The organism is Evansella vedderi, assembly GCF_030813435.1.
Taxonomy (GTDB): Bacteria; Bacillota; Bacilli; order Bacillales; family Salisediminibacteriaceae; genus Evansella; species Evansella vedderi.
This window is the reverse complement of record NZ_JAUSUG010000025.1, coordinates 57,049-82,107: the sequence shown is the minus strand read 5'-3', so window position 1 is coordinate 82,107 and position 25,059 is coordinate 57,049. Positions and strand designations below refer to the sequence as shown.

At 37.1% G+C, this 25,059-nt stretch carries 25 protein-coding genes and 2 riboswitches; of the genes, 8 read left to right on the top strand and 17 right to left on the bottom strand.

Annotated features, from left to right (window positions below; translation table 11 throughout):
* Positions 1-237: 237 nt before the first annotated feature.
* The 9 genes from J2S74_RS23325 to pfkA all read right to left on the bottom strand — a co-directional run bounded on the left by J2S74_RS23325 (position 238) and on the right by pfkA (position 6,125).
* Positions 238-366, bottom strand: a complete 129-nt coding sequence (locus J2S74_RS23325) for a hypothetical protein (protein ID WP_307330868.1) — start codon at positions 364-366, stop codon at positions 238-240.
* 79 nt (positions 367-445) lie between these two features.
* Positions 446-1,303, bottom strand: coding sequence for a GNAT family N-acetyltransferase (locus J2S74_RS23320; protein ID WP_307330866.1), 858 nt, complete (start codon positions 1,301-1,303; stop codon positions 446-448).
* A gap of 59 nt (positions 1,304-1,362) precedes the next feature.
* Entirely contained in the window at positions 1,363-1,560 is a 198-nt protein-coding gene (locus tag J2S74_RS23315; protein ID WP_307330863.1) for a hypothetical protein, read from the bottom strand.
* Positions 1,561-1,791: 231 nt separating this feature from the next.
* Positions 1,792-2,316, bottom strand: coding sequence for a hypothetical protein (locus J2S74_RS23310; RefSeq protein ID WP_307330860.1), 525 nt, complete (start codon positions 2,314-2,316; stop codon positions 1,792-1,794).
* Positions 2,317-2,401: 85 nt separating this feature from the next.
* Positions 2,402-3,157 carry a type I methionyl aminopeptidase gene (gene map, locus J2S74_RS23305; RefSeq protein WP_307330857.1) on the bottom strand — a complete coding sequence of 252 codons (756 nt, stop codon included), beginning with the start codon at positions 3,155-3,157 and terminating at the stop codon, positions 2,402-2,404.
* A gap of 133 nt (positions 3,158-3,290) precedes the next feature.
* Positions 3,291-3,473 (bottom strand): hypothetical protein, encoded by a 183-nt coding sequence (locus J2S74_RS23300; protein WP_307330854.1) that lies wholly within the window; start codon positions 3,471-3,473, stop codon positions 3,291-3,293.
* A 165-nt stretch (positions 3,474-3,638) separates the two neighbouring features.
* Positions 3,639-4,559, bottom strand: coding sequence for a ketopantoate reductase family protein (locus J2S74_RS23295; RefSeq protein WP_307330850.1), 921 nt, complete (start codon positions 4,557-4,559; stop codon positions 3,639-3,641).
* A gap of 160 nt (positions 4,560-4,719) precedes the next feature.
* Positions 4,720-5,082, bottom strand: coding sequence for an aspartyl protease family protein (locus tag J2S74_RS23290; RefSeq protein ID WP_307330847.1), 363 nt, complete (start codon positions 5,080-5,082; stop codon positions 4,720-4,722).
* A gap of 80 nt (positions 5,083-5,162) precedes the next feature.
* Positions 5,163-6,125: a 6-phosphofructokinase gene (gene pfkA, locus J2S74_RS23285; protein ID WP_307330845.1), complete on the bottom strand. Its 963-nt coding sequence runs from the start codon at positions 6,123-6,125 to the stop codon at positions 5,163-5,165.
* 418 nt (positions 6,126-6,543) lie between these two features.
* On the opposite strand from pfkA, the gene J2S74_RS23280 reads away from it, so the two are divergent.
* A complete protein-coding gene (locus tag J2S74_RS23280) occupies positions 6,544-6,747 on the top strand; it encodes a hypothetical protein (RefSeq protein WP_307330842.1) in 204 nt (67 codons plus the stop codon).
* A gap of 145 nt (positions 6,748-6,892) precedes the next feature.
* Here the strand turns inward: J2S74_RS23280 and J2S74_RS23275 are convergent, their stop codons facing one another.
* Together J2S74_RS23275 and J2S74_RS23270 are read right to left on the bottom strand one after the other, a co-directional pair.
* Positions 6,893-7,201: a DUF5634 family protein gene (locus J2S74_RS23275; RefSeq protein WP_307330840.1), complete on the bottom strand. Its 309-nt coding sequence runs from the start codon at positions 7,199-7,201 to the stop codon at positions 6,893-6,895.
* Positions 7,202-7,307: 106 nt separating this feature from the next.
* Positions 7,308-8,240 carry a manganese-dependent inorganic pyrophosphatase gene (locus J2S74_RS23270; protein ID WP_307330838.1) on the bottom strand — a complete coding sequence of 311 codons (933 nt, stop codon included), beginning with the start codon at positions 8,238-8,240 and terminating at the stop codon, positions 7,308-7,310.
* 254 nt (positions 8,241-8,494) lie between these two features.
* Here J2S74_RS23270 and J2S74_RS23265 point away from each other — a divergent pair, with 254 nt between their 5' ends.
* Positions 8,495-8,950 carry a hypothetical protein gene (locus J2S74_RS23265; RefSeq protein WP_307330835.1) on the top strand — a complete coding sequence of 152 codons (456 nt, stop codon included), beginning with the start codon at positions 8,495-8,497 and terminating at the stop codon, positions 8,948-8,950.
* A gap of 157 nt (positions 8,951-9,107) precedes the next feature.
* Positions 9,108-9,719: a phosphatase PAP2 family protein gene (locus J2S74_RS23260; protein WP_307330832.1), complete on the top strand. Its 612-nt coding sequence runs from the start codon at positions 9,108-9,110 to the stop codon at positions 9,717-9,719.
* A 198-nt stretch (positions 9,720-9,917) separates the two neighbouring features.
* Here J2S74_RS23260 and mgtE read toward each other — a convergent pair whose 3' ends face one another.
* On the bottom strand, positions 9,918-11,285 hold the full coding sequence (mgtE, locus tag J2S74_RS23255) for a magnesium transporter (protein ID WP_307330829.1): 1,368 nt from the start codon (positions 11,283-11,285) through the stop codon (positions 9,918-9,920).
* A 242-nt stretch (positions 11,286-11,527) separates the two neighbouring features.
* A riboswitch (M-box (ykoK) riboswitch) is annotated at positions 11,528-11,694 on the bottom strand.
* Positions 11,695-11,929: 235 nt separating this feature from the next.
* Between mgtE and J2S74_RS23250 the strand changes: the two genes are divergently transcribed.
* A complete protein-coding gene (locus J2S74_RS23250) occupies positions 11,930-13,765 on the top strand; it encodes an LTA synthase family protein (RefSeq protein ID WP_307330826.1) in 1,836 nt (611 codons plus the stop codon).
* A 113-nt stretch (positions 13,766-13,878) separates the two neighbouring features.
* Here J2S74_RS23250 and J2S74_RS23245 read toward each other — a convergent pair whose 3' ends face one another.
* Both J2S74_RS23245 and J2S74_RS23240 read right to left on the bottom strand, forming a co-directional pair.
* Positions 13,879-15,066 (bottom strand): GTP-binding protein, encoded by a 1,188-nt coding sequence (locus tag J2S74_RS23245; protein WP_307330822.1) that lies wholly within the window; start codon positions 15,064-15,066, stop codon positions 13,879-13,881.
* A 32-nt stretch (positions 15,067-15,098) separates the two neighbouring features.
* Complete coding sequence (locus J2S74_RS23240; protein ID WP_307330819.1) at positions 15,099-16,274, bottom strand: FAD-dependent oxidoreductase; 1,176 nt, start codon at positions 16,272-16,274, stop codon at positions 15,099-15,101.
* Between the two features lie 175 nt (positions 16,275-16,449).
* Here J2S74_RS23240 and J2S74_RS23235 point away from each other — a divergent pair, with 175 nt between their 5' ends.
* From J2S74_RS23235 to pgeF, 4 genes are all read left to right on the top strand, one after another.
* On the top strand, positions 16,450-17,142 hold the full coding sequence (locus tag J2S74_RS23235) for a DUF1538 domain-containing protein (protein WP_307330816.1): 693 nt from the start codon (positions 16,450-16,452) through the stop codon (positions 17,140-17,142).
* Positions 17,139-17,891 (top strand): DUF1538 domain-containing protein, encoded by a 753-nt coding sequence (locus tag J2S74_RS23230; RefSeq protein WP_307330813.1) that lies wholly within the window; start codon positions 17,139-17,141, stop codon positions 17,889-17,891. The genes J2S74_RS23235 and J2S74_RS23230 overlap by 4 nt, the downstream gene beginning before the upstream one ends.
* The gene (locus J2S74_RS23225) at positions 17,881-18,609 is read left to right on the top strand and encodes a P-II family nitrogen regulator (protein WP_307330811.1); all 729 of its coding nucleotides are present in this window, start codon (positions 17,881-17,883) and stop codon (positions 18,607-18,609) included. Before J2S74_RS23230 ends, J2S74_RS23225 begins: the two co-directional genes overlap by 11 nt.
* A 374-nt stretch (positions 18,610-18,983) precedes the next feature.
* A complete protein-coding gene (gene pgeF / locus J2S74_RS23220) occupies positions 18,984-19,808 on the top strand; it encodes a peptidoglycan editing factor PgeF (RefSeq protein WP_307330809.1) in 825 nt (274 codons plus the stop codon).
* A 604-nt stretch (positions 19,809-20,412) separates the two neighbouring features.
* Here pgeF and J2S74_RS23215 read toward each other — a convergent pair.
* The 3 genes from J2S74_RS23215 to J2S74_RS23205 form a co-directional block, all read right to left on the bottom strand.
* Complete coding sequence (locus tag J2S74_RS23215; RefSeq protein ID WP_307330807.1) at positions 20,413-21,768, bottom strand: TrkH family potassium uptake protein; 1,356 nt, start codon at positions 21,766-21,768, stop codon at positions 20,413-20,415.
* A gap of 57 nt (positions 21,769-21,825) precedes the next feature.
* Positions 21,826-22,488 carry a potassium channel family protein gene (locus J2S74_RS23210; RefSeq protein WP_307330805.1) on the bottom strand — a complete coding sequence of 221 codons (663 nt, stop codon included), beginning with the start codon at positions 22,486-22,488 and terminating at the stop codon, positions 21,826-21,828.
* Between the two features lie 155 nt (positions 22,489-22,643).
* A riboswitch (cyclic di-AMP (ydaO/yuaA leader) is annotated at positions 22,644-22,799 on the bottom strand.
* 543 nt (positions 22,800-23,342) lie between these two features.
* Entirely contained in the window at positions 23,343-24,983 is a 1,641-nt protein-coding gene (locus J2S74_RS23205; protein WP_307330802.1) for an ABC transporter permease, read from the bottom strand.
* Between the last annotated feature and the right edge of the window lie 76 nt (positions 24,984-25,059).

Genomic DNA, 25,059 nt, shown 5'->3' with positions numbered 1-25,059 from the left:
TTGGTTGATTGCTACTTGTAAAAAAAGGAAATTAAAGTAGGTGTGTTTGAGTTACTCTAAATCTTGAAAAAAGTATTTGACATTGTACGCTAAACAAACAAAAAACTGGCAGGTTTGCTCCACCGCCAGCATACTAAACTTCATTCAGAGACTTTTAGCTCTCCCTTACATAACTCTTCAAAAATAATCCGGTTCCCTTCCATTCGCTCTCCCTTTTGAGGAATATGAACGTTAAGATTATTTTCTAGTAAAATATCTCCCTTCTACTCCTGCAGCTTCTAGCTTTTTTCCAATGAAAGCTAAATCTTCCCCTGCCTGCTCCCATTTAGCTTCCCTTTGTAAAACTTCTATTGGTGCAAAATCCACATTGTATAAGATGCATTTGGCAGAATGTAATCCACCTAATCTTGTTCGTATTTCCTTATTTAGAAGCTGGTAGTAGGTTTTAAATAAACCGATACTCTACCGATTCCGCAATTGGTTTGTATCCAATTTTTGTATAAATACTATTTGATGTTGGGTTATCAAGGTCCGTATACAAACTGCAGAATTTAAATCCTTCCTTTAGGAGCCATTCACTTAATGCAGCCACACATGTGGTGGCATAACCTTGGCGCTTATATTCATCTGGTGTATATACTAGATTTATAACAACACCATTTTTTGTTTCCCTCGCCCGTTTTGCCATGGATACAGGTGTACAATTTTCCGTTCGCCACAAAAAAATGGTGTTGTTTTTTATTTCATTTTTTACAAACTCTTCGGCTCTTTTTTTGTCTATTGGTTCTAACGCTTCTTCATGGAACTGTTGAGTCCAATAGGTTACCAATGTAAGGTCATCCTCCGTGGCATAGCAAAGGCGCCCTTTTTGTCGAGGTATTTGCTGTAATTCATCTAACCGATAAATAAGCTGACGCATAAAAACTTCAGGTGTTTTATTCGTCTCCTTTACCCACGCTTCCACAAATTTATCTATAATTGGCTTACATCCAACAACTCCCGGTAAATCTATTCCTTTTTTACAGAGCCATTTTACGATCGGCTTAATAAACTCTTCCTTTCCGCAAATAACAAGGTTATCCGGTGGTGTCTGAACCATAATCATACCTAGCTTACCATCGTTCTCTTCTACAACCGCTATGAATGGTTCTTTTCCAGGTTCATACTTCACCCTTTTTTCTTCATTTTTCTTTAATCGATGCAACAGGCCAAGTGGCAAATTATTCTCCGCTTCCCTTTCCATAAGACACTTCCCCACCTTCTCCAACACTTCAGTTGCCGATGTGTATTGCCGAATGTCCATTGGTTCCACTCCCCGCCATCATAATTTTTATCATTTATAACTAAATCAGATAGGTATACTTATTTCTCTTGTAAACAAGGAAACTTGTAAAAGTCATGCCAAGTATCTCCCCAATCAAAACGATTAAAATCTATCATCCCATTATAAAGCCCATTACAGTGGAAATCATCATGCTGAAGAACAACAGGACGCTCTTTCATAAATATTTTATTCCTTAGTATATAATCTTTGACCAGCTCAATGTCACGAAAATTCAAACTTTTATTTTCGTATAAATCCCAGTACCTTTGTAATTACTGTCCACAATATTGTCACAGACCCGGTCTATGACTTTATGACTTTATTATACCTTTCTTTTTGGCTGTATTCATCCCTTTTAAACAAAACAATTATTAGGGGAGGGTGAGAGGAAAATAAAAGGATATCTAAAAGGAGATTTTATACCCCTTTTAAATATCCTCACTCGTTTTAACAGAACTCAACTTTAACTAGTAACATTGAAACCAATTAATTAATCTTGTGTCAAATCCAGTGTAAATCCAACGCTGCTGTCTTCTATGCCAACGGTAACCTGCCACTGATGTCCTCCCAATAAAGGTAGGCCAAAACCAAAATGCTCTACCATCCTCTAATATCATATACGTATACCTGTTCATACAACCATACAATGAACCAGGATCCACAGCCAATGTTCCAATTCCCCCTAGTTGCTGCTGTGGAGTTGTTACTGGCGGTGGGCCCGGTGGTGGCCCTGCCTGTCCTCCAGGTCCTGCAATTGGTGGTGGGCCCGGTGGCATTTGCCCAGTTCCTCCTGGAAAAAGTCCACCAATACCAGGAAATCCAGGTCCCCAACCACCAAAAATGGGCGGTTGTCCAATAGTTGGTTGTGGAAATAGATAATTCATTAATCCATGAAAAGGTCCTTGAGTGTACAAAGTCTTCTCTCCCCTCGATAAATTCCATATACCATATGCCCCAGAAAAAACAAGGTGCTTGCCTACATCGGAATCCAAAAGCCTATTTCCTGATCCAACCAACTCCAATAAAAAGGGGAGTCAAACAGGCTATATGATATCCTTTGACTCCCACTCTTTTCCTTTAAACATTTTCTTGATCCGTTAATATAAGTGGCCCATCCTTTGTTATTGCAACAGTATGTTCATACTGAACAGATAAACTGCCATCTATTGTTCTTGCAGTCCATCCGTTGCTGTCCATTTGTGAAGGCCAAAATCCAGCGTTAATCATTGGTTCAATGGTAATAACCATACCTTCTTTGAAACGCTGACCTTTACCTCGATTTCCAAAGTGTGGAATATTTGGTGGTTCGTGAATAGTAGGGCCGATTCCATGGCCAGCAAATTCTCTTACGATTCCATACCCAAAGGGTTCCACATATTCCTCTATGGCCCCGCCAATATCTCCAACTCGATTTCCCACGATGGCTTCTTTAATCCCTATATAAAGAGCTTCTTTTGTAACTTCACAAAGGTGCTTCACTTCATCTGAAACTTCCCCAACGGGATATGTCCATGCGGAATCAGCTAGACCTCCATTTAAATCAGCTACAAAATCAATCGTTACTACATCGCCATTTTTAAGTGGATCCGTCCGTGGAAATCCGTGGCATATTTCATCATTAATAGAAGCACATGTGGCAAATGGATAGCCTTGATACCCCTTCTGGGCAGGCTTCGCCCCATTTTTTTTCATATATTCCTCAACAAATTTATCAATTTCCATTGTTGTAATTCCAGGCTTTATCATTTTAGCTAGCTCTTTGTGGATCTTAGCTACAAGCTTACCTGCCTCGTGCATTAACTCTATTTCCCTTTCTGATTTCCGTTCAATCATACACTTCTCCCTTCTCCACTCAGACAATTATAAATAAAACATATGTATTGTATTCTTATTCTTAAATTTTGGTTCAATAAAAATAATGTATTTATTTCATCATATGGCTTTTATTTTATCCTATGTATTTCCTTTAGACAATTTTCATCCGGGCTTTTTTTTTGGAGAGTCGATCCACAGTAATTAACCCCACAAGTCCTACTAAGCTGATTAAATAAAAATAGAAAGAGAGATAGCCAATGGCACGGGTCAATGGGCCAACCATTATTAGAATAAAGAAAAAGATACTAAATCCTATTTTTGTTTCCCTTTTCATCTAAGACCCCCTATAAAGGAAAAGAGGCTGGGACATAACTAAAGTGTTTAGATGAAAATACGAACAATGTATTATCGTAGCGAAGTATATTTCCGAAGCGATTTATATGCTTCGTTCGAAATTCTCATTGACAAAACGCTTTTGTCCCAGCTTCTTTTCTTAGACTTATTGTCCTAAATTCTTTTCATATACTTTTAAATGCTGATAGACCAGCCTTAATAACGGTGTTTCTACTCCAAAACGTTCCGCAAGTAATAATAGATAGCCATGTAAATGTTCTGATTCAATAAGCCCTTGCTTTTCAATATCCCTTAGCATGGAAGATTTCGTTGTTGGAGCTAAACCTTCAATAACCTCCATTTGTTTCTCCACAATACCATCTGTTAATGGGGCCCCGTATTCTTCCATAGTTAAACGAATTTCTTCAAATAATTGCTGTATATACGTGCGCCCTTCCATGGTGTCGCGGATTGGTCCAATGGGAGATCTCATCAAGGAAGTAATTCCCGCTAATGTTGAAATGAACAAGTACTTATGCCACATATCCTGCTGAATATTCTCGCTTAATCGAAAGCCTGCCTTCGTTCCAGAAAAAACAGCTTCTAATTTCTCAACCCGTTCTGTTTTTTTACCATTCCATTCCCCGAAAACTAGGTCATGTTTATCACTAGATTGCAGGATAGTTCCCTTTTCATCCAATGTAGATTCAACAAAGCATAGCCCTCCTAATACTTGTTCAGGAGAAAAGAAACCTCGAAGCTCCTCCATATGCTCCATTCCGTTTAATAGGGGTAAAATCATCGTATATTCCCTTACAAAGGGTTCAATGGACCTTAATCCGCCATTTAAGTGGTAAGCCTTCGTTGCAAGAATAACTACATCAAAAGGTTCATCGTCATCTGTTGCAACTATTGTTTTTGGTCTTATAGAAAAATCACCGTGGGGACTTTTTATATTGAGTCCATGCTCCCTTAATTGCTGCTGCCGCTTCTCCCTAACAAGAAAGGTAACGTCTTCCCCTTTCTCTATCAACCTTCCACCAAAATATCCACCAACTGCTCCAGCACCAAGAATTAGAATTTTCATTTCAGGATCTCCTTCCATCAATCTCTTCCCTTACATTTCGACAGAAAAAGTATAATTCCTTTTTACAAAAAAATTAGAGCTATTACATAAATAGAAAAAAACCCAATGAAAAAATGGGTTTTTTTCTTCTAATTATGTTATAGAAAACAATAGATCAATTTTAGATTACCCTTGAGCCAGATAATGTCATGGAATCTAAGTTAATTTTTGCCCCAACACGCTTTAAGAAATCTAACCCTAAAATACCATCTAGTTTTCCATCGGGTATATCTTTTACATAAATAGGAAAATCAACAATCTTTAAGGGGCCAACACTGATTGCCGTTATTTGTTTGTTTGAACTTCCCTTTGGAGAATCCTCTCCCCCTAGAGGCATGTTTAAGTCCAAAGCATTTGCACGTGACAATACACTTTCCCTAGCAGAAGTATCAACCAATACACGATCTAATTCCAGCGCCTTTCCGTTATATGTGATTTTCATCTCCGTGAGAAGTAAACCATCTTCAATAATTAAGCCCTTCATTCCCCTCTCCCCTTATAACTGTATTATCTATATTCTACCACTCTGTTAATGTGCCCACATAGAATTATCTAAATTCTTAATTAAATAGACAACTCAATGGCAAGATTACATAGCACTTGTATTGGGTGCTTTGGTTTTTCTTTAAATACGTATTCATAGTCATAAATGGAAATTTCATTTTTTTCTAAACCTAGTGCTTTTCCTGAAACACCTTCCATCAATAATTCAACAGCTTTTCCGCCAAGGGTAGCCCCAAGAATTCGGTCAAATGCTACCGGTGAACCTCCCCTTTGCACATGCCCTAATACCGATACTCTCGTATCATAATTTGTTTTTTCCTTTATGTAGGAAGCAAATTCTTCAGCAGTACCTATTCCCTCCGCCACAAGGATAATACTATGCTTCTTCCCTCGTTCATATCCTTTGTTTAAACGGTCAATCATTTTATCCTTAGCGGTTATATTTTCAGGTACAAAAATACTTTCTGCTCCCGTTGCCAACCCAGCCCAAGCGGCAATATCCCCTGCATCTCTTCCCATCACTTCAATGATAAATGCACGTTCATGTGAAGTAGCCGTATCACGAATTTTATCAACTGCTTCCATAACTGTATTAACAGCGGTACTAAACCCAAGAGTAAAGTCTGTCCCGTTTATATCATTATCAATTGTACCCGGTAGGCCAATGGTCTTGACTCCTTTACGATGAAGGGCATTAGCCCCACGGTAAGAGCCATCTCCACCAATAACAACGAGTCCATCAATATTATACTTTTGGAGATGATCGATGGCGACCTTTTGTCCCTCCTCTGTTTTAAATCGTTCGCTTCTAGAAGAACGTAATATGGTTCCCCCTCGGTGAATGATATTTCCAACATCCTTAAGTTCAAACCTTCTGAAATCACCATCCATTAAGCCTTCATACCCACGGTACACACCATAAACTTCTAACCCATGATAAATTGCCTTCTTTACAACAGCTCTAATTGCAGGATTCATTCCAGGAGAATCTCCCCCACTAGTTAAAACAGCTATTCTCTTCATTTGTACTCTCCTTTTCCATGTAAAACTAATCTTAGTTTTCAATTCTTGCCAATGTCTTATACTTTCTATCTCTGTATATCTTTTAAAAAGCTTGTTCAAAACTCCTATGTCTTTATAGACACCATGATAAATGAAAACTATTTTTGACTATGCTAATTTTGGGCGTTGATTTACGCTTCAGGCACTCGCTTTCCGCAGGAGTCTCGTGCCTTTCACTTCAATCAACTTCTTTTGAATATAAACAATGTATTAAAACATAGTTTAAAGCTAAAAAACCGACCTTTTTGAACAGACTCTTAAACATCAGTTGTAATTTGTTAATATGAGGAAGACTTGCTAAACACTTTGATTAGAAGAAATAGAGAAAGTATGTTAAAGTATATGTACAAATAATGAAGGAAGTCCTATTTATGAAAGGGTGAAAGGAATGGATTTCTTTACAATGCCTGACCGTTCCGAAGAAAATTTCTTATATGCCTATATTGTCTTAATTTTAGTTTTTTTATTTGCTTCTTTTACGGTAAATCGTTTAAAAAAAGCAAATAAAAAGACAGAGAATAAAGAAGAAATTAAAGCATATGAAATGGAAGTACCAACGCAAGGTGAAAACAAAAATAATTAAAAAGATAAAAGCTTTGTTAAATTCTGATGTTGATTTTCGCTACAGGCGCTCCCTTCAATCAACTCTGCTATAAATCAACACTGTCCTTTAATCGCCAAAAAGAAAGAAACCTTCTTCAAGCCTTGATAAGCTTGCAGAAGGTTTTTTAGTGGTTAATATCATTGATTTGACGAAAGACCTCATCTAGGCTGGTAAACTCACCGAAATCACCTGATTCCGATTCAATTACCCATTCACTGCTTGCTGGCGTTAAATGTCCCTCATCGTTTTGTTTGTAGGCTTGATGAACCATAAAGGTCTCATCATTTTTTCTTACTCTATAGCCTATGTAATACAAGTCTCCTTCACCATGTTCTTCAAAAATCCCTATCTCATCTAAATCATATTGCTCCATTTTTGTTGAAAATGTGTCCGTCATTGTATCTAATATCGTATCACGGGAAATATACTCCATTTGCATGCTTCCTTTCCATTTTAAAAATGGGTTACGATATTAATATGGACCATTCCTAGGATAATTATGAAAGTATTTGAAAAACACTTCATACCGCTTGCAACTATTATTTTTTGACAAAATAGTCCTGCAATACAGGGACGATTTGCTTCTTACGTGATACAACGCCCTTTAGTACAGCAGTATTATTTTCTAAGGAAACAGAGTAAGCTTCCTCCACAGCTCTACTGTCTTTTCCTAATGACAGAGCAACAGAGTCATTATTTAAAATATCCGTTATTACAAATACAAAGAGATCTAGACCTTTTTGTTCAATAACATGATTAATAGCAGCTTCAAGCTCATTTTGTTTTGAAAGTAATTCATTAGTATCAACAGTATTTACTTGAGCTATTTCTACTTTGCTGCTGCCCATTTGAAATTCTTTAGCATCAAGGGAAATTAACTGCTCTACTGTTTTATCACTTAAGTCTGCTCCGGCTTTTAACATATTTAATCCATATTCTTCGCTGCTTACCCCTGCTATTTCAGCAAGCTCTTTTGCTGCAGCTACATCTTCCTCCGTACACGTCGGTGATTTAAATAGAAGGGAATCAGAAATAATGGCGGACAGCATCAAACCAGCAATATCCTTTGGTATCGAAACACCATTCTCCTTAAACATTTTATTTAATATGGTTGCTGTACAACCAACCGGTTCTGCTCTGTAGTACAATGGATCATTTGTTTCAAAATTAGCTATTCTATGGTGATCAATAACCTCCGCCACACGAACATCTTGGATATCTGTAGCACTCTGCTGTCTTTCATTGTGATCCACCAGAATAACGGTGTTTACTTCGTTAGAAACGGTTTCCAGTAAACGTGGTACGTCCACATTGAAATAATTTAATGCATATTCCGTTTCTCCATTAATTTCTCCTAGCCTTACTGGCTCCGTGTCTTGTCCTATTTGACCTTTTAAATAGGAATAAGCAATTGCAGAACAAATCGTATCTGTGTCTGGATTTTTATGTCCAAATATAAGCATCTTTTCCATTTTTTCAACTCCTTTAAATAGGTTTTATCATTTCACTGTTTGTATTTCAACTAACAACAGTGTACCACATAAAATTTTATACTTACCGTCCGTACTCTTCAATGATTTTTTATCAATAAAACAAAACACGCACAGTGAAAACAAGATTTACCGTATGTAAAATTACTATTTAGTCCATTCTATTTATATAAAGTAAAAATTTAGGAAACAAAGAGGAAGGTACAAAGAAATTTTATAAAGAGAAGGTAAGGTATGTGAACCCAAAAGAAGCATTGTTATGGAGTATTGCCCTACCTGGATTTGGGCAAATTTTAAATGGAAAGTATGTGAAAGGTTTTTTATTTATTTTCTTAGAAGTTGTGGTTAATGTACAAGCTAATTTTAACCAAATTATTGTCTTTAGTTTTCTTGGGGAAATTGACAAAGCAATTTTACACACCAATTATCAATGGCTTATGTTTTACCCCTGTGTCTATTTTTTTGCCATGTGGGATGCCTTTAAGGATGCAGGTGGTGGAAAAGATAAGTACGCTTCCGTCCCCTTTGTCTTTTGCGCTTATTTTGTAACTGTAGGATTAATTTTTTCCTATAGGATGGAAATATTTGGTTTTTTATTAGGTCCAATGTGGCTTCCAATCCTATTTGTCATTCCAGGATTAATAGTAGGAGTCGTAGTAAAAAAGTTACTACAAAAAAAAGCTGGTTTCTGAACCAGTTTTTTTAGGTTTTATAAAAATAATAAGTAAAAGTTATGTTAAAATAGATACTTGTTAAATTTTTATAAATCACTTAAGAAAGGGGTACGTAATCATTTTAAATAATAGAACTACCTTTATCATTGTTTTCGCTTCCCTTTTTCTATTCATTATGACTTCCCTCCTCTCCGTATCTCAAGGGATGAATCCATTAGATGAGACAATCTTGGCTTGGGCAAACGCATTGTCACACCCTTTATTTCTTCAGGGAATGGCCATCATTACGTATTTAGGGTCCAGTGAGTTTATCATTTTATTGATGTTAATTACCATAATCGCACTGATTATATTTAAACGGGACTGGTTTAATAGTATTTTTATCCTTTGGCTTACTGTTGGGGGAATTGTCCTTAATTTCGGTTTAAAGATCCTTTTCCAAAGGGAAAGACCTGGAGAAATGAGTTATATCGAGGTATTTGGTATATCAATGGAAATTGCATCCTATAGTTTTCCAAGTGGACATACAATGAGAAGTGTTCTTCTATTTTCCTTTTTCATCTACTTAAGTTATACCTATTTGAAAAATACTTCTTTAAGACTAGCGTCCTACACTTTTTGTTTACTACTTATCATTGGTGTGTTTCTAAGTAGGGTGATTCTAGACGCCCATTTTCCTACAGATATCATTGCAGCAATTTGTGTTTCAATCAGCTGGTTTTTCTTCAGCCTTTATTACCTTCCTAAATGGATGACAAAATTTAGGCTTACAGATCGTTTTCGATAAAATAGAGGCTGGGACAAAAGCGTTTTATCAATGAGAAGTCCGAACGGAGCATATAAATCGCTTCGGAAATATACTTCGCTTTCCGCGGGCGGCTGGTGAGCCTCTGCTCCCGCAGTAGTCTACGTATATTTCCTCCGCTAAGGTAGTGCATTGTTCGTATTTCCGATTAAACACTTTAGTTATGTCTCAGCCTCTATATTATTTTGGTAAGAAATCTAATAATGCTGTTGCGATGGAGAAGTAGATTAATAAACCTAAAATATCGTTAACAGTAGTAATAAACGGACCTGATGCTATTGCTGGGTCTAGCTTTAATTTATTTATTGCTACCGGTACTACTGCACCAATAACCGTCGCGATGCTTAATGTTAAAAATAGGGAAACTCCTACAATAAAGGCCAAAACAAAGCTCTGATATAAAATTGGTACAACAATTAGCAATACAACGGCACAAATTAAACCAAGCATGATTCCTGTTCCAAATTCCCGCTTAATGGTATGGAGCAACCCTTTCTTTTCAAAAGAGCCTGTCGCTAATGAACGAACCATTACGGCTAATGATTGTGTTCCAGTATTACCGGCTGAGTCCATAATGAGTGGGATAAATACAGCCAAAAGTACAATTTCCTCTAACGTTTCTTCAAACTGGCCAATTACACCTGCCGTTATTAATCCAAAGAACATGAGCATGATAATCCACGGGGAACGTCTTTTTGCTGCAGTAAAGGAACTAATATTAACATCTGTAGCTCCTTTGGCAGCGGTGAACTCACCAAAGTCCTCTGTTGCTTCTTCTTCCACAATATCCATTACATCGTCTACGGTTACGATACCAACCAATACTCCGTCATCCGTTACTACTGGTGCTGCTAAGAAGTCATAATCCTTAATTAACTTTGCTACTTCTTCTTGGTCAGTATTAACCGTAACAGAAACAATCCTGCTGCTCATGATGTTCTCCACAATTTCATTAGGTGGAGCGATAATAAGATCCCGGAGAGAAACAACTCCAACAAGCTTATTCTTGCTATCTACCACATATAAATAATACACTGTTTCCGCATCAGGCCCTTCACTGCGAAGGTGCTCAATCACTTCTGATGCCCTTTGTGATGAAGAAATGCTAATGAATTCCTTCGTCATGATTGCTCCAGCTGTTTCTGGAGTGTAGGACAATAATTCCTTTACTTGTTTCGCTTCTTCTTCATCCATCGATGTAAGGATATTTTCTGCTTTTGCATCAACAACTTCTGTTAAAAAGTAGGCAACATCGTCTGCAGGCATGCTGTTGAACATTTTTGAAGCATAAACTTCATTGATTTCCGAATTAACTTCTTTCTGATCATCAATCTCTAACCCTTGGAAAATTTCAGCAAACTCTTCTGGTGACAAATATTCATAGACACGTTGACGCATGTCACCTTCTAACTTCATAAAAATATCCACACGATCTGTTGGATGCAATTCTAAAAATGATTCCCTAAAAAGGATTCTCTCCCCTTTTTCCAATACTTCTAAAATATGTTTTTCATATTGTTCACGGTTATGTTCATTTAATTTAACCACGATGATTCCTCCTTTAAAGGAATCCCATTAACGACTTCTCCTTATTGAGGCTGTGTATGGATTCCTTAGATGCTTTTTTAGTTTTGATGATTAACTTCGTCGAGTCTGGTTCGGGACTACTATCCATTCCACAACACCTCCTGCTTGTAATATAGAAAAAACCACCTTCTCGAATGAAGGTGGTTTACGTTACCAGCACAAATAATTACAGTCATATTGAACCATATGCCCAATAGACTTATTATGTTCCTCCATTCGTAGAGCTTTAGCACTGTGCGGCATAGGAAAAATTCCAGCTACATTAAGAACCACCTTATGTCGATGGTTCCTGTTGACCCATTGGCGTCTTTGGACATTTTTGGGCAGCAGCGTATCTCCAGCACAGGAGCCTCACCTAACGAGGTATTCAATTACCACAGATAAATTTACAGTAAGAATAATAATTTGTCAACAAAAAATTAAGCTCACAAATTTATATCCATTTATGTATTAATTAACCTTCTACTTTATTAAAAAATTATTAAAAAGATTATAAATATGTGTAATAGGTCCGTTAGCCGTTGCCTATAATCTTAGGTTATATTAACATAATTATTATATCATTCCATTTTTGTGGAATTTTTTACTGAGAAGGGACGACAATTATGAAAGTTCTTGTTACCAACCATAGCTTTATGCTTATTTGCATACTTTCTCTTTGGTTGAAAACATTTCTTGTTTCAAGCATTACTTTTACGATAAATATTAATCAATACTTCGAAGCAATTATTTTTGCAGTAAATCCATTAATCTTTTTATCTATCATTTTCGGGTTAGGATTATTCTTCAAGCCTAAATTACAGTTTAAATACTTTTTCACAATAACACTATTATTAACTTCTGTACTTTATGCCAATGTTGTATACTACCGTGAATTCAGTGATATTATTACCCTCCCGATGCTCTTAATGAGCAGCAATATGGGGGATTTAAGCACTAGCATTGTCGCTTTAATAAACTGGTTTGATATTTTCTATTTTTTAGATATTATTGTTATTGCTTATTTCTTCTTTAAAAGGCCAGTTTGGATAAAAGCAATAAAAGTACCCTTTAAAGAATCAAAAGCTGTTATTACAACAGTTCTTATTGTTATTACCATTATCATTTCACAGGTAAATGCGTTGGATAAAGCACATGCCTTTAATCGACAACAATTAATTCAATCTTTAGGTTTGTATAACTTCTATATTTACGATGCCCTCGTCCAAACGCAAACAAGTACCCAAACCGTTTTTGCTGAAAAAGAGGATTTAACCTCCATCTTAGACTTTTTAGACGAAAAACGTGTAGCTCCAAATGAAGATTTATTTGGTATAGCTGAAGATATGAATGTGATCGTTGTCTCATTAGAATCGGTGGAAAGCTTTGTTATAGGAGAAACCTTACATGGAGAAGAAATCACACCTTTCTTAAATGAGCTTATTGAAGACAGCTTTTATTTCGAGAACTTTTATTATCAAACAGGGCAAGGAAAAACTTCTGATGCAGAGTTTCTTGTTAATACCTCATTATATCCCTTAGGAAGAGGGGCTGTTTTTTTAACACATGCTGAAAATGAATATAGGGGACTGCCACAAACCTTAGCTAATCGAGGGTATTATACAGCAAACTTTCACGCAAATGACATAAGCTTCTATAACCGTCATATTATGTATCCAAATTTAGGTTATGATCACACTTATTCCTTTGGCGATTACGATATCTCCTTACTCAATTCTGTGGGATGGGGAATGAAGGATATTGATTTTGTGGAACAGACGATGGATTACATGGCAGAAATACCTGAGCCTTTCTACAGTACATTGCTCACTTTAACCAATCATTTTCCATACGAGTTAGATGAAGAAGATCATTTTATTGAACCCTTTGACTCCGAGAGTGATATTGTAAATCAATATTTCCCCACTGTAAGATATACAGACGAGGCTATGAGGATTATGGTTGACCGCTTAAAAGAAGAGGGTCTTTATGAAAATACGATGCTTGTCATGTATGGAGACCATTACGGCATTGCAAAGAGCCATTACGAGGAATTAAGTAAGTTCTTGGGGAAGGAAATTACCTTACATGAAGAAATAAAGCTAGAACGTGTCCCCCTTATTATTCATATTCCAGGAGTTGAAGGAAAAATCTTAAATACAATTTCTGGTCAAGTGGATGTCATGCCTACACTATTAAATCTTCTCGGAATCCCTGAAGGGGAACATATTATGTTTGGAAATGATTTATTTACAAAAGAACGGGAAAACTTTGCCGTATTACGCGATGGAACTGTTATTACAGATGAGCTTATTTTTACAAATGAAATATGCTTAGACTACGAAACTGGCGAAGAGAGACCGCTAGATGATTGTGAAGATATTCGGGAGAAAGGATTATTAGAGCTTTATTATTCCGATCAGTTAATATATGGCGACCTCCTAAGGTTTGATGAGCAATAAATAGTTTTAACCAAATATATGAAAAAGGGAAACTATGGACGTCCATAGCTTCCTTTTTTAGAGCTTTAGGTGTAATTGATCCGCCTGTAGCGTATCCAAGTCAACTTTATCAATTATTCTGCTACCGTATAAGCAGGTAGAGGATCGTTAAAAGTCTTCCAATCCATCTCCATCTCTTCATCTGTTAATAAGCATTTGTCTAAGGATGTTTCGATTTTTTCCCTATTCATTTCAAGACCGATGAACACGATTTCTGAAATACGATCTCCATATTCCGAATCCCACTTTTCAAGAAGTTCTGGCTCTTCTTTTAACGTCTGTTCCCTCTCCTCATCAGAGTAGGCTGCAACCCATTCTCCTGCACCTTGGATAGTGAGGGAATGTCCCGCTTGTGATAATAAACCGGTTATATCATTTCTTGTTGCGAGCCAAAAGAATCCTTTTGCCCGGACAATGTCAATTGGCCAGTCTTCCAACCAATTCATCCACCTTTCTGGATGAAAAGGGCGTTTTCTTCTATATACGAAGGAGCTAATTCCATACTCATCCGTTTCAGGTACATGTTCTTCATTCAATTCCTTTATCCATCCGGCGGCCTGACTTGATTTTTCAAAATCAAATAGATTTGTATCTAGTATAGCATCTAGAGCTACTTTAGAATGCTCGCTTTCTAGTACCTTTGCTTCCGGGTTTAATTTTCTAATGATTCCTTTCAGCTCTATAACATCTTCCTCCTCGACTAAATCCGTTTTGTTAACAACAATAACGTTAGCAAACTCTATTTGATCAATTAATAAATCTGCAATTTCCCTAGTATCATTCTCATCATTTCCTTGTTTCCTATCCAGTAATGACTCTCCTGATGCATAATCCTGCCAAAATCCATTAGCATCCACAACTGTCACCATTGTGTCTAGTTGGCATATGTCCGGCAAGTTGATTCCTAACGCTTCATCTACATATGTAAAGGATTGGGCTACTGGAATAGGTTCTGAAATACCTGTTGATTCTATTACTATATAATCAATATTTCCTGATTTCACTAGTTTTTCTACTTCAATAATAAGGTCTTCACGAAGGGTACAGCAAATACAACCATTTTGAAGCTCCACTAGCTTTTCTTCAGCCCGGGAAAAACCTCCCTGTTTAATCATGGATGCATCAATATTAATCTCACTCATATCATTTACAATTACGGCGATCCTTTTGTTCTCACGGTTTGCTAAAATATGATTTAATAATGTGGTCTTCCCTGATCCTAGAAACCCACTTAACACCGTTACTGGTACTTTTTTATCCATTACATTCACTCCTATTATTTGTTTACTGTCAATTAACCAATGCTTGATATTATTCTTTCTGCAGCTTTTCTTGCTCCAGAAATATTTCGTGAAACTGGTCCTATTTCCAACTCTGCTAATGCCCCAGATACATACAAATGCTCACACCATTCTAATGATTCATTTACAATGGGATATCCACACTTGGCACATTTTAATTGATGTTTATGAATTAATTCCTTTAGCCACCCTTTGCCTGGCCGTGATGGATTAAATCCTGTTGCCAATAAAAGGGCCCCTCCTTTAAGTTTACTCTTATTTTCTAATTGTACAGTAAAGGTATCCGTATCTTCTCCCACGGAAACAACTTCACCATCAACAATATGAATTTGTTGCCTTCTTTGTAATCTCTTTAAACTATTGTTTAATTCCCTTGGAATAGAGCCTTTATGCCTTGCCTGTTGAATTAGATTTCGCCGTTTTTCATAATCATTAATTTTGTGAAAGGAAGATAAGTTTTTGGGTCCGAGCCAACCTGGGTCACTATCAAAGGGATAAACTCGGAAAGGATGTCGTTTTAACAAAATTACATCTCCAGGATAGATACTGGACAAATTTATGGTTAAATGTGCTGCAGTAATTCCGCCACCAACAACGATAACCGGTGTTTTAAGCTCCTTTAAGTTAGGTAATCCTTCTTCAAATATGTGATACATAGGAATAGAAGTTTGCCCTTTGGCAGCAACAGCCCATTCTGGGATATTCAATTGATCATTGATACTAATAGTAATCACCAAATTTTTCCCAAGTATTATTTCACTGGCATCTGTATACACATTCCATACGCCTTTGTTTTTTTCAACTTTCGTTACTTTGCCCGTGTGCCATGAATCAAAGATATTTAACTGTTGTAATAAGTCATTACAATGATTATTAAACAAGTCTAAAGAAGGACGGTCATACTCTCCATAAAAAGCTCTATCTTCCTGCATTTTCTTAGCGTATTTATGTAAGCTTAATGGATCCATGTCTAAATGGTGAACAGAAGGGGAACGAAGAAATTCCATTCCTATTAAACTTGTGTTTCTTTTCCACCTAAACATTGGTTCGTGATGAGGATCAATAACTCTTAATTTATCTGCTGTCGTTTTGCCACTTTTAATTAAATAAGATGCAACTGTACAACCGTGTACTCCACCACCAATTATCACCCAGTCAAACAAGACCATGTCCTCCTTCCAAAATATAAATCGTAAATATTACGATTTGTATTTTATACGATAATAAATTGAAATGCAATAAATAAATTTTTAGTAAGGATAATATTCCATCCTTAAATGAGTAATATCAGGCAAATAATCGTATATCAATCAATTATAGAAAAGTTACTTAAAGGGGGAAATTATGCAAGAAATCCGAGACACGATAAAGGAAGTTATCTATGCTGTTATGCCCATCACTCTTGTTGTTGTCCTGCTTCAGTTCACCATCATTTGGCTCCCCTTGGAGATGTTTCTTCAATTTTTAGTGGGTGTAGTGTTCGTTACTGTCGGCCTAATTTTATTTCTGCTTGGAGTGCATATCGGACTTCTCCCTGTGGGGGAAATGATTGGTTCCAGCTTACCTAAAACAGGAAAACTATGGATCATTCTTTTCTTTGGTTTTTTATTAGGTTTTGTTGTAACAATTGCAGAACCGGATGTTCGTGTACTTGCTTTACAAATAGATCTTGTCTCTGATGGAATCATCTCCCGTACGATCCTTGTATACTCTGTTGCACTAGGAGTTGGTATCTTTGTTATGCTTGCTATGCTAAGGATTGTATTTAATTTCCCCATTACTTATTTATTAATGGGTGGTTATGGGGTAGTATTTTTACTTGCTTCTTTTACACCGCCTTCCTTTATTCCCATTTCCTTTGATGCAGGGGGAGTAACTACTGGACCTATGACGGTACCATTTATACTAGCTCTTGGTGTTGGTGTGGCTTCCGTTATAAGGGGAAAAAGCTCCTCTAGTGACAGCTTTGGTTTAGTAGCTCTTGCCTCCATTGGACCCATTATTGCCGTATTGATCTTGGGGGTGATTTACGGTTGAATGTTCACGTTTTCAAAGGATTTGATCACGTTTTAATGGAAGTTACCTTTGCTTTAGTACCTCTCATGATTTTTTTCCTTATCTTTCAATTCTTTTTTTTAAAATTAGAAAAGCAAAAGCTTATAAATATTGTAAAAGGGATGATATTATCCTTCTTTGGGCTTGCCTTCTTTCTCCAAGGGGTTGAGGTGGGGTTTTTCCCTGTAGGGGGATTAATTGGTGAAAAATTAGCGGGGTTACCTTACAGATGGATACTTATTCCAATTGGATTTATCTTTGGATTTGTTGTCACCTTTGCAGAACCTGCCGTACGTATTTTAAATCATGAAGTGGAAAAGGTCTCCGGTGGATATATATCCCAGAAGGTAATGCTCTACACCTTATCTATTGGGGTAGCTATCTCCATTGCCCTTTCCATGATCAGAATCTTATTGGGTATTCCATTATGGTACTTTATTATCCCTGGCTATCTTCTAGCTGCCTTAATGGTATTTTTCTCCTCGCGAACATTTACATCCATTGCCTTTGACTCAGGGGGAGTCGCTACTGGCCCAATGACAGTTACATTTATCTTAGCTATTGCTGTTGGTGTGGCCTCTGTGGTGGAAGGTCGTGATCCCCTTTTAGATGGATTTGGAATGATTGCTTTAGTAGCTCTGTCACCAATTATCTCTGTCCTCACACTAGGGTTATTATTTGAGGGAAAGGAGCGAGAACGTGTTAAAAAACAAAGTAAACATGAAGCATAAGTTAATTATTACTATTGTAAAAAAAGGACATGCAAAAAAAGTAGTAACTGCCTCAAAAGATGCCGGTGCAGAAGGGGGAACGGTTCTTCTTGGCAGAGGAGTTGGTGTTCACGAGAATAAATCCTTTTTAGGGATACCTATCGTACCAGAAAAAGAAATCATCCTCTCCCTTGTAAAAAATGAAATTTTAGAAGATGTCATCCAATCTATTGATAGAAAGGCAAAATTAAATTGTTCAGGAGCAGGATTGGGAATGATTATAAACACGAAAGCCATTACTGGAATTGCTCATTTGATGGGAGTGCATCCTCCCGTTAAAGATGGAGAAAATGAGGAAGGAGAACAAGCTATTATGGCAAACCAGACAGTACTATATGACCTTATCGTAACGATCGTAAATAAAGGGGATTCAGATAAGGTTGTGGATGCTTCTAAAAAGGCCGGAGCTGAAGGGGGAACCATCCTTAGTGGACGAGGAACAGGAATACATGAGCAAGCAAAGCTCCTTAACATTATGATTGAGCCGGAAAAGGAAATAATCCTTACGCTTATTGATAGAATGAAAACAGAAGACGTATTAGAACAAATCCATAAAGATGCAGAGTTGAATGAGCCTGGAAAGGGGATTGCCTTTGTGTTGGAAGTGGAACGAACGATGGGAATTAACCATATATTAAACAATCTAGTTAATAAGAAGAAGGATGATTCCAATGCCTAAAGTCACGAAGTCTATAATTCAAGAAGTTTTTCCGTTGGAATCGGCATGAAACAAAATGGTACAATATGACTGTAGTTAACCAAGGAGAGAGTTATTGGCGATTTAAACGCCTATGAAATTATTACTGATATATAAAGGCGTTTTTCGTAAACTTTGTTGCTTTTTAATAAGCTTGGAGAAGCGGAAGGCGGCGACTCCAGCGGGAAAAGCAACAGCTGAAGACACCGCAGGGTGTTTTTCCCGAGGAGGCTGAGGCGTTGCCCGCGGAAAGCGTCCGCCTGTAGCGTATCCAAGCCAAATGATATTTTTTCAAAAACAACAATATTTTGAAAACAGCCTATAAAAAAGATCACGTATAATAAAGGGTGTTATAGATGGGAAAAGAAATATTTGAACGTAAAAAGGAACAACTGTTAATGCTTAATTGGGAGTCTCATATTCCACAATTAGTTGCTGGTTTTACTACTAAAAATGGCGGCGTTAGTGAATCTGATTTCACTTCCTTTAATCTCGGATTACATGTAAATGATAAAGATAGCGCCGTAGTTGGTAATCGACGAATCTTATCGGAAATACTTGATTTCCCAACATCAAATTGGGCATGCTCCGATCAAGTACACGACAATAAAATTGTAAAAGTAACGAAGGAACATGTTGGAAATGGTGTTTTCGAGTATGAAACTAGCATTAAAAAGACAGATGGTGTATATACAAAAGAGCCTAATATTTTATTAACATTATGCTATGCAGACTGTGTTCCACTCTATTTCTGCGCACCTAAATATAAGCTCATTGGTATGGCCCATGCTGGTTGGAAAGGGACTGTAAAGGATATAGCCGGTGAAATGGTAAGGAAATGGAAGGAACAAGAAGGTGTGGAACCGGCGGAAATTCATGCTGCCATTGGGCCTTCCATTGGAGATTGCTGTTATGTAGTAGATGATTATGTCATTAACTTCGTAAATAAGGTATTAAATGAAAAGGATACACCACCCTATAGTATAATTAGTGAAGGACAATACTCCCTTAACTTAAAGGAACTAAATCGTTTATTAATGATGAAAGCAGGAATCCCTGCTGCTAACATACAAGTTTCTTCTTATTGCACTAGCTGTGACAAGGAATTATTTTTTTCCCATCGACGGGACAAAGGGAAAACAGGTCGGATGATGAGCTTTATAGGAAGAAAAGAAGATTAGGATAAAAATGGAGCATGTGGGAGATTCCACATGCTCTAATTTATTTCAAGGTTGCTAACGTGAATATACGAATCTGGTTGTCATTCGCTACGGTCCACTCCCTATACACGACATATCTTTCCCCTAAGGTAATTATGTCCTCAAGAACGGCTCCTGAGGACATTACTATCTCAAACATAGAAGTTAGGCTAAGGCATTGCCCGCGGAACCAGGACGGTGACATTACGGCGTTGCCCACAAGCAGGACCTGAGACGCTTCCTCGAGTAGTTTGCGTCGAGTAATCGCAGACGCAGGACGTGGGCTGCCTTTAGGCGTAATTGGTCCGCCTGTAACGGATTCGAGAGGCAATATTAACCCCATTTTCATACTCCATGGTGCAAAATTACTATTGCATGGAGGTCTACCCTGAAAATACAAATCAGGTTGTCATTCGCTACGGTCCGCTCGCTTTCCGTGGGTGACCTGCCAAGCCTCCTCGCGACTACGTCGCTGTGGGGTCTCGGCTAGGCCATTCTCCCACAGGAGTCTCACGGGCCTTCGCTCATTCCAATGCTGACTAAAATTTTCATTCTCCATAGTGCAAATTTTTACTTGCATGGAGGTCTACCCAATTATTACTCGTTCCTTCGGATAGTGGTAAGGATCCATTGTTACTTTTCCACGAACAATGAATAAGAAAGAGAAAATTCCAATTCGACCAATAAACATTAAAGCAATAATGATTTGTTTACCCGCTGTACTTAATTCAGGGGTAATGCCCATGGATAGGCCTGTAGTTCCAAAGGCAGAGCTTACCTCGTAAATGATAGCGATTAATGGAAATGGTTCCATGCTTGCTAACACTATAATGGCAGACCCCCATATCATTACTGCAACTGCTATAACAATGAAGGACTTCAAAATATCTTCTGGATCTATTTCCCTCTTAAACACTTTCACTGAATGCTTTCCCCTTGCAAAGGCAAATATGGCAAGAATGGCAATAGCAAAGGTTGTCGTCCTAATGCCTCCTCCTACACTACTTGGAGAAGCTCCTATAAACATTAGGACACTTTGTACCATCTGTGTAGGTACTGTAAACTCACTTACATCCATTGTGGCTAACCCACCATTTCTAGTAGTTACGGATTGAAAAAGAGCATAGAAAAAAGTTTCATGCCATGATTTATCAGCGAAAAAATTTCCTCTATCAAAATAGTAAATTAGTAAAGTACCGATAATAACTAATGCAAAAAAAGTGAAAGTAGTAATTTTCGTAAATAAGGAAAAGTGAAATTTCTCCCCTGCTTTTTTATGGAGGATCATTTCCTTTAATTCTATCAAAACAGGGAAACCAATCGCCCCGAAAATAAGTAATAATATATTTATCGTTTGGACGAAATAGTCATTAGCAAAAGGGGATAATGAATCCCCTGTAATATCAAAACCCGCATTTGTTGCCGCACTAACGGATGCAAAGAAACCTTGTAAAAAAGCCTCTTGCCATGTGGGAAAATAATTCAAAAAATAAACGCCTAAAATCACGGTACCGATTGCTTCAATGATTAGAAACAACTTCAGTATTTGTTTCATGAGATCTATTAAACCAGAAAAGGTATGTCTATTTTGATCCGTCATAATTAGCTGCCGGCCACTCAAACCAATTCTTCTACCTAGAACGAGCCATATAAATGTTCCCAAGGTCATAATCCCAATACCGCCAAATTGCAATATAAAGGCAAGTATAAATACCCCGGGAACACTAAAGGTATCTGCGGTTGAAACCACAGTCAACCCTGTTACACTTACAGCACTAACAGCAGTAAATAAGGCATCAATAAACGTCCACTCTACTCCGGGCTTCAAGGCTATTGGTAAGCTTAAAAGTACAGTAGATAAGATGACAGCACCAATATAAAACATGACAATAATTTGAACCGAAGTTAACTTTACAGAGTTTAACTTGTCAAATTTTAACATTCGTTTTCCCTTCTATTTCAAGACATAAAACTCTTCCATTACTAATCCTACACCTTACTACATAGCTATATCTTCAAATCGTCTAATATCTTTGTTATGGCCGATTACAATTAATAAATCACCGAAACATATTTCATAGTCTGGTTGAGGTGAAATATTAATATCATCTCCTTTTTTAATCGCTAAAATAGTAACACCATATTTAGCACGTATATCAAGGTCAATAAGGGTTTTTCCTTCAATTTTGGCTGTTGCGATTAACTCTACAATGCTGTATTCATCAGATAACTCAATAAAATCAATTACCTTTTCATCCGACATTTGTTGGGCCACACGCCTGCCCATGTCCATTTCCGGGTGCACAATTTGGTCCGCACCGATTTTCTCTAATACCTTGTGGTGATAATCATTTTTAGCCTTTACAAGAACATTCTTAACCCCCATCTCCTTTAATACTAAGGTAGTTAAGATACTGGCTTGAATATTATCTCCTATAGCAACTACCACATTATCAAAGTTCCGTATCCCTAATGATTTCAGGGCAGATTCATCCGTCGAATTAGCCACCACTGCATGTGTAGCAATATTTGCATAAATATTGACCTTTTCCTCATCTGTGTCCATTGCTAGAACCTCATGTCCTTGATTGACGAGTTCTTTACAAACACTTCCTCCAAAACGGCCAAGCCCAATGACCACAAACTGTTTTCTCTCCGGCATATAAAATCCATCTCCTTTTTCGAAAAGCATAAGCGCCTTGCATACAACACTCCTTTGTGCGACGAGTAATCGCAGGCACATTTGACTCGAGCGAGTAGGCGCTAAAGCTTGACATAACATAAAAAGACCACTTCTAAGAAGGGTCTTTAATTAGACCTTTCTCCCTTGCACGCTTACGAAGTTAGCTGTCGGGTTAGGGACCTAAGAGTATCCCCTCTAACAATAAGATTCACCCCAAGATAAACAGATATTCCTATTTATCAAAAAAATGGTTCCTCCGCTCTACAATAAAGATTCAGCGATCAAAAAGGTTTTTTATTTATTTATAAAGCTCTGTTAAAGGATAGTGTTGATTTTTTAACAATGTTGATTTAAGTGTAAGATACGAGACTCCTGCGGGAAAAGCAAGAGGCCACTGAAAAAGTCATATATTTTTCGCTGAGAAAATAGCAATCGCTCCGCGCGTTGCGCGCCTGCTATGAAAAACCACTCATAGCAGGCTTTAAAAACTTGCAACGGCTGAAGACCCCGCAGGGACGAGGAGGCTGAAGCGTTGCCCGCGGAAAGCGAGTATCTGAAGCGAAAATCAACATTAAAGTTTAACAGAGCCATTTATAAAAGTAATGTACTCCTCTAAATATACTTTGTCAATAACTTTTTTGAGATATTAATACTTGAATACAACAATTATATATACTACTGAGAAAATAATTAATCCTTACTCACAGAAAGAGGCTGGGACAAAAGCGTTTTGTCAATGAGAATTACGAACGAAACATATAAATCGCTTCGGAAATAATACATTGTTCGTATTTTCATCTAAACACTTTAGTAAAGTCCCAGCCTCTTTTATATTATTTATTTTTATCTAATACTTTATGGAAATAGAAAATACATAACCCACTTACCAAAATAATTAACATAGATGCTAAAGCAGCTTCTTGTACCATCTCATCATGGGCATACCGATATGCTTGGGTTGCAAGAGTAGAGAAGTTAAAGGGCTGTAAAAATAGTGTTAATGGAAGTTCCTTTAAAATATCAACAAAAACAAGGATAAAACCACCAAATATAGCTCCTTTTAACATTGGGATATCTACCCTAAAAAATGTTTTTATAGTAGAAGAGCCAAGGCCCCGTGATGCCTCTGTATAGCTATATCCAATTTTCTCAAATCCCGCTTCTATGGCATTATAACCTACAGCTAAAAAGCGAATGATATACGCTGAAGTAAGCATAACAAGTGTAGTTCTTAATACAATAGCAGAATTGGAATTAAAGAATTCTGCAATCGCCGCCGTATATCCATCAATAGCTACAAATAATGTAATGACAGCGATAGCTATGGCCGCCCCAGGAATGGAGTATCCTAGCGTAATAACCCTTGCTGCCACTTTAGGAAATAATCCTTTATGAAGACGAGTATAGTTACCAACAATGAGCGCAATGACTACGATTATGGATGCAGCGATGGATGCAACGAAAACAGAATTATATACTAATGTAAGAAACTCAGAACTCCAGATTCTTTCATAGGTCATGATGCTCCAATAGATTAGTTGCAAAACCGGAATAATAAAAGCTATTCCGAAAATAAGCAAACAGTAAGAAAAGGCAATCCACTTTTTATAGCCTTCGATTGGTTGAGCCACAATTGGTCGAAAGTTTGCTGAAGAGTAACTGTAACTTTTCTTCCCCCTAATCAATCGCTCTAGCACCAAAACGATGATAACAATGAACATGAGGATCCCTGCTAACTTTAAAGCTGCATCAAGATCCCTTAAACCATACCATGTTCTAAAAATAGCGGTGCTAAATGTTTGAATACCAAAATAATTTACAACTCCATAATCATTTAAAACCTCTAAAATAACTAAAACGACTCCACCTGTAATTGCTGCTCTTGAAAGGGGGAGTCCGGCACGAAAGAAGATTTTAAAAGGTCCTCCACCTAGTAATCTAGCATTTTCAAATAAAGAGGCCGATTGGTTTTCTAAAAAACCTTTCATTATTACATAAACATAAGGGTATAAAAATATGGTAAATATAAAGATCGCGCCAGGAATATTCATTATATTAAAGAACTTTTGGCTTGTAACATGAATATCAAAGGTATTACGGAGGGTAGTTTGAATAGTCCCTGAATAATTTAACATTCCCTGATAAGTGTAGGCACCAATATATGCAGGTATAGCTAAAGGTAAAATCAAAGCCCATCTAAAGAAATTTCTGAGCGGGAATTGGTAATTTACTATAATCCACACTAAACTCGTCCCAATGATCATTGTGAACAATGCTGTAAAGGTAATGATAACTACTGTATTTTTTATATAATCTATTAGCAGATATTCTTTTATATGGGCCCAGTTCTCCGTTGGTTCTGTAAAAAGATTAAACCCTATTAATAGATTAGGAATTAATATAATAAATATAAATGCTAAACTTAGTAGTGCCCAAATATTTAGATGTTCTTTAGCATTCTGTACAAGTCTCATTGTTGCCACACCCTAACTTTCTAACCAACTTTGTAAATAGATATAATATTACTATTTCAATAAAATAGATTCCATC